This window comes from Nonomuraea sp. NPDC049152 (assembly GCF_040648355.1).
In the GTDB taxonomy this organism is placed as follows: domain Bacteria; phylum Actinomycetota; class Actinomycetes; order Streptosporangiales; family Streptosporangiaceae; genus Nonomuraea.
Window position 1 is genome coordinate 1 of record NZ_JBEZDO010000076.1, and the last position, 5,076, is coordinate 5,076.

A 5,076-nucleotide genomic window follows, 5' to 3' on the forward strand; every position below is an offset into this window, starting at 1 on the left:
CCAGCCGCGCCCGTAGACCGAACGGTGGATCGCCGACCAGTAGACCTAATCCAACCGCAACGACGAAAGGGACATCAGCTCGCGTAACGCACTCTTAGCACTCGGCGCAGTCTTTGTATGCACCAGGCGCAGGCGTACCAAGGGCACTGTGGCGGTAGTCGCTCGGCGGCATTGCGTACGCCGCACGGAAGGATCGGGTGAAGTCGGCGGCGCGCGTGAACCTCCATCGAGCCGCGATGGCCCGGATGGGCAGCTGGCGAAGGGGCGGGTCGGCGAGGTCGGTACGGCAGTGCTCGGTCAGCGTGGTCCCCTGTCGCTGGAACAGCAACTGCAGGTAACGCACGGAGATGTGGTGCCGCTCGGCGACGGCTCGGGGCGTCAGCTCGGCGTCGGCGAGATTGTGCTCGACGAACGCCTGGATGTGTCGCCATCTGGGCCTGATGCCGCGTCTCGAACGTCAGGTGGTCGTGTGCGTTCAGCCGATCGGCCAGAGAGGCCAGGGCCATCGTGGCCGCGCCCAGGTGTTCAGCGCCACTCAACTTGAGGATGTAGTTGGGGAGGTTGGCCGGTGTGGTTGAGGATGGGCTGCTGAGACCGGAGTGGTTACTGTCCGATTTGGTGTGCGACGCCATGGTGAGGACGACCAGCATGAGCGGCGCTTCCTGTGGCTGGGGCTGGCCGCCGGTGGCCCAGGCCAGAGCCTCACGACCTTCGTCGCTGGTGACGGCGACGATGGACCGGTCCTGGAGGTTCCAACTGGTGGGTGCCTCGATGGCGAGAGCGAGGAGTGTGTCGAGGGTGGCCGCGGGGATCGGATCGGGGCGGTAGTGGCGGACGGTGCGGCAGGTGCGGATGGCTTTGGCGACAGACATGGTGTGAGGCGTCATGGCACTCACTATTCGAGAGTGACTCTCTATATGGAAGAGAGTACTAATTTGGGCGTTACTCTCCCTTCATGGAGACCTTCGTGGAGTCCTCCGGGCTGCCGGCCGACGGGTTCGTCACCCGCACCGTCCACCCCACCATCCCGCCCCGGGTCGACTACGACCTCACTTCCCTTGGCCGCAGCCTGGCCGAGCCCATCACCGCGCTCCGGCAGTGGACGGAAACCCACATCAACGAGATCGAACAAGCCCGGAGCCGACACAACCCCTGACCTAGCAGCGGGCCGCACCGCGCTAGCAAGTCACTTCCGAGATCATCCAATCTCGGAAGTCATCTCCAAGGCTGGACTTCCGAGATTCGCATCCCAGGGCCTCGGAGATGCTCCAGTCCCCTTCCGAGATTACGAACATGATCGACTCATGGCCGCTTCTGGCCGTATCTCGGCTGGACCCGAGGTAGGCGGCCCAATGGCATCCGGACAGGTGTGCAGGTGGGTGCTGCAGTGTCGGCAAACCAGCCCTACGACGCGGCCGTGCACGGTCACGACGAGCGCTGCCTCGACTGGCTCACGCCTGTCGGCTGACCGCACCTCTCACAGGAGCCTGCGCGCCCTGCGCAGGCGGCGCTCCCTCAGCGCGAGCAGCGGGGGCAGGGCGAGCTGCGTCACCACGTACGCCGCCACGGCGAGCGCCTCCCAGAAACCGACCGAACCGATCGCGCCGGCGCTCAGCTGTACCATGCCCCACTGGGCAAGGGCGAGCAGCAGCGGCAGGGCCACGAGCACGAACATGCCGGCCATGACCACGACGCCCGCCACGTACAGCAGCGCGAACCAGCGGGCCACGCGCCGATCACGCTCGCCCGCCGAGGCCAGTTCCCCCGCCTCGGCGGGGGTCAGCCGGAAGAGCTTGGCCTTGGCGGTCAGCCAAGTGATCCGGTACAGGTTGTAGCAGCGCAACGCATTGGCCAGTACGGCATAGCCGTCACTGCGCATCGGCACCGCGGCCCACTGCCAGACGATCCCGATGAGCCGGTACAACACCACGGCGCCGAGAAAACCGTCCAGCATCTCAGGCAGCGCGAGCACCCCGGCCCTGTCGAGCAGCCGCAACCCCAGCGCCACGGCCACGACCACGGCGTCGATGGCCATGCCCGCCAGGTAGGCCCCGTACCTGCGCCCACGCGGCACGTTGACGATCTGGGTCAGGTCGGTCTCGAAGACGATGTAGAGGCCCCGGTGGCTGACCCTGAAGGTGGCGGGGATGCCGAGTGCCCTGCCCGCGACCCAGTGCCACGCCTCGTGCAGGGCGCTGAAGGCGATGCCGGCCAGCCGGTAGGTGAGCACCGACAGCGTGGCGCTGGGCAGGAACCAGGCGTCCTTCCACGAAGGGCGCAGCTCGGGCGTGAACACCAGGACGGCCACGACGAAGACCGCCGCCGCCACGTAGCACGACCAGGCGGTCTTGCCGAAGAATCTGGCCGCCGTCTTCTGGCTGAGCCCCTCCCAGCCGCTGGGGGCTCGCTCCTCGGCGGGCGCGGGCGGGTCGAGCAGGCCTGCGCCGGTGAGACCTTCGAGGAAGTCGGCGCCGTCGACCTCCTCACCCGCCACCTCGCCCGCGCGCCTGGCCGCCTCGGCGGCTGAGCCGCCCTCCTGCAGCGTGGTGACGAACACCGCGCCTGGCTCGGGCACCGCGACGAAGATTCCCAGGTCGGGGCGGCCCAGAATCCAGGCGTCGCCGTCGAAGGCGACGCTCAGCCGCGCGGCCCGCTCGCGCAGGTCTCTGTCAACGGTGGCGGACACACGTCCTCCTGGAGCTCCTGGGGCGGAAAAGAGGGAGAGCGCACCTCGGCCTTGGCCGAGGTGCGCTCGTGATGGTCAGGAGTCGGGCGTGGCCAGGTCGGTCAGGCGGGTGTTCTCGATCCGCACGATCTCGATCTTCATGGTGGTCAACTCCCTCCGCAGTTCAAACACTCGGGATTGCGTGACCACTCGACCTGACTCGTGGCGCAGGCACCGGCGAAGTCGATGGTGAGTGGCCGACCGGCGTATGCCGGTGGCTCGAAACCGGTCAGGTAGCGCAGCACCTCGAAGGCGCCGAGCGCACCGAGCAGACCGGTGACGGGGCCGATGCCCCTGTTGGGTTGCGGCCTGCTGAAGAACAGGCGGGCCGCGGCGATCTCGGCGCTCAGCGCGGGTTCGTCGGGATCGGCGTGACCTTCGGGCTTGGTCGGGTCGGCGGGGACGCAGCCCCTGCAGGCGCTCACTCCTGGCGCGACCGACCAGACGATTCCCTTGGTGACCGTGATGCCGCCGCGCACGAACGGCACGCCTTGCCGTACACAGGCCGCGTTGACCCAGAGGTCGATCTCCTTGGGCTGGTCGATCCCCGAGGCGACCACGTCGGGGCGGGTCCTGTCGATGAGCTCGGCCAGCTGCTCGGCGCTCTCGATGCCCATGTCGATCGCCTGGACCTCGATGGCGGGGTCGAAGGAGCGCACCCACGCCGCCGCCCGCTCGACCTTCCTGGCGCCGAGGTCCTCCCAGCGGTAGAGGTACTGCCTGGCGAAGTTGCGCACGTCGACGGTGTCCCTGTCGACCAGCGTCATCCTGCCGACGCCCAGCCCGCTGAGGTGCGGGATCGTGTTGGAGTTGAGGCCGCCGGTGCCGAGCACCAGCACGTGCGACTCGCGCAGCCTGCGCTGCAGGTCCTCTCGGCTGCGCTCCAGCGTGCCGAACGACTCGAAGAAGGCCAGATTGCTGAAGTAGCGCTCGGCTTCGGCGGCGTCCAGGCCGCCCAGGCGCTCGCCGTCTTCCAGTAATCGCTCGGCGTCGAAGGCCTCTACCGCGCCAAGCACGTCCTGGACGGGCAGCGACAGCTTGTCGGCGAGCTGGGTGACGGTGCGCCCGCCCTCGTGCAACAAGGCGAGGAGCTTCTCCACATGGCCGTCGGGGTCAGCCAGAATCAGCTGGTCACGCAGGTCGTACACGAGGCGGAGCTCATCGCCTACCCGTTCCCAGGCGACGTTCTTGAGCCGTGGCCGCATGTGTCCTCCAATGTCGGTCGTGATCGCCGCACCTGGCTCCGCGCAGACGACCTCACGGCAGTCGAGATAGCGCCCCTCCTCAGACCGGTCGGTCTGCCTCTAGCGGATTACCCGCAGGAATGCCAATCGGTTTGACCAAACTTGCTGAAGATCCCATCGGGCTCGAAGAGTGTGACTCCCTCCATGACGCATGTTCCGACTCCCTTGATCCGCACCGGGCCGGCGTAGTAGCTGAAATAGCCTTCTCCCAGTCGTCATGAGAGGCGTTTTGAGCCGAGATGAACATGCGCGCACGAGAGTCGGCGTTCCGACGTCATTCGACTTGACGAACACCGAGCGGTTGTAGGTGCCGTCGAAGTAGTCGTAAATCGCACCCATGGGCTCCCCGGACATGCGGTCCTTCATCTGGCTGGACCAGACGAGGCTGCCCGAACAGCCGTAGCCGCCCGCGTGTGCGGCCGGCGCCGTCACGGCAGTACCCAGCACTGCCAGGCGCATGATCGTCTCCTTCGAGGATGAGATACGGGGGCCGGTCACAACAAACTTGGCTGATCTTGCTGCCATCAGCTTGCTACGGCGGCGCCTCGCGGTCGTTAGCAGTGACTGCAGTCTTTCTTGACACGGCGCGCACACCGGCCGAGCGCTCCCGGGCACGGTGGAGGCCCAACGGGATCACGGGGAGTCCAGCACGGAGTGGCGGTAGTCCTTGGGGGGCATCCCGTACGCCCGGCGAAAGGAGCGGCTGAAGTCCGTGGCGCGCGTGAACCCCCATCGGGCAGCGATGTCCTGTATGGAGTGCGCTCGCATCTGGGGGTCGGCGAGGTCCGCGCGGCAGTTCTCCAGCCTGCGTTGCCGAATCCACGCCATCAGGGTGGTCTCCGGCCGTTGGAAGAGCAGGTGCAGGTAGCGCACGGAGATGTGGTGGTGGGCGGCTATGGCGGCGGGAGTCAGGTGCGGGTCGGCGAGGTTGTGTTCGACGAAGGCTCGGATGCGTACCCTCAGCGCCTGCTGCCGGGTCTCGGGCGGGAGGCGGTCCTGCGCGTTCAGGCGGTGCGCGATGAAGGCCGTGGCCAGATCCAGGGTGAGCGTCCCCAGCCGCCTCACGTCCACAAGCGCCATGGAGGAAGCCTGGCGGATCAGGCTCCT

The 5,076-nt window shown here is 67.4% G+C and carries 5 protein-coding genes and 1 pseudogene; 1 reads left to right on the forward strand and 5 read right to left on the reverse strand.

Annotated features, from left to right (window positions below):
* Window positions 1-94: 94 nt before the first annotated feature.
* Together AB0B45_RS51175 and AB0B45_RS51180 are read right to left on the reverse strand one after the other, a co-directional pair.
* On the reverse strand, window positions 95-442 hold the full coding sequence (locus AB0B45_RS51175; protein WP_358146300.1) for a helix-turn-helix domain-containing protein: 348 nt from the start codon (window positions 440-442) through the stop codon (window positions 95-97).
* A 115-nt stretch (window positions 443-557) separates the two neighbouring features.
* Window positions 558-887: pseudogene (locus AB0B45_RS51180) on the reverse strand (nitroreductase family protein); the annotation flags it as partial.
* Between the two features lie 68 nt (window positions 888-955).
* On the opposite strand from AB0B45_RS51180, the gene AB0B45_RS51185 reads away from it, so the two are divergent.
* Entirely contained in the window at window positions 956-1,156 is a 201-nt protein-coding gene (locus tag AB0B45_RS51185) for a helix-turn-helix domain-containing protein (RefSeq protein ID WP_358146292.1), read from the forward strand.
* 321 nt (window positions 1,157-1,477) lie between these two features.
* Here the strand turns inward: AB0B45_RS51185 and AB0B45_RS51190 are convergent, their stop codons facing one another.
* The 3 genes from AB0B45_RS51190 to AB0B45_RS51200 all read right to left on the reverse strand — a co-directional run.
* Window positions 1,478-2,686, reverse strand: coding sequence for a hypothetical protein (locus AB0B45_RS51190; protein ID WP_358146294.1), 1,209 nt, complete (start codon window positions 2,684-2,686; stop codon window positions 1,478-1,480).
* 146 nt (window positions 2,687-2,832) lie between these two features.
* The gene (locus AB0B45_RS51195) at window positions 2,833-3,930 is read right to left on the reverse strand and encodes a ThiF family adenylyltransferase (protein WP_358146296.1); all 1,098 of its coding nucleotides are present in this window, start codon (window positions 3,928-3,930) and stop codon (window positions 2,833-2,835) included.
* 672 nt (window positions 3,931-4,602) lie between these two features.
* The coding region (locus AB0B45_RS51200; RefSeq protein ID WP_358146298.1) for a helix-turn-helix transcriptional regulator at window positions 4,603-5,076 on the reverse strand (474 nt) is incomplete at its 5' end.

Coding starts and splice junctions, on each gene's coding strand:
- AB0B45_RS51185 (WP_358146292.1), top strand. CDS start 956: ATGGAGACCTTCGTGGAGTCCTCCGGGCTGCCGGCCGACGGGTTCGTC.
- AB0B45_RS51195 (WP_358146296.1), bottom strand. CDS start 3,930: ATGCGGCCACGGCTCAAGAACGTCGCCTGGGAACGGGTAGGCGATGAG.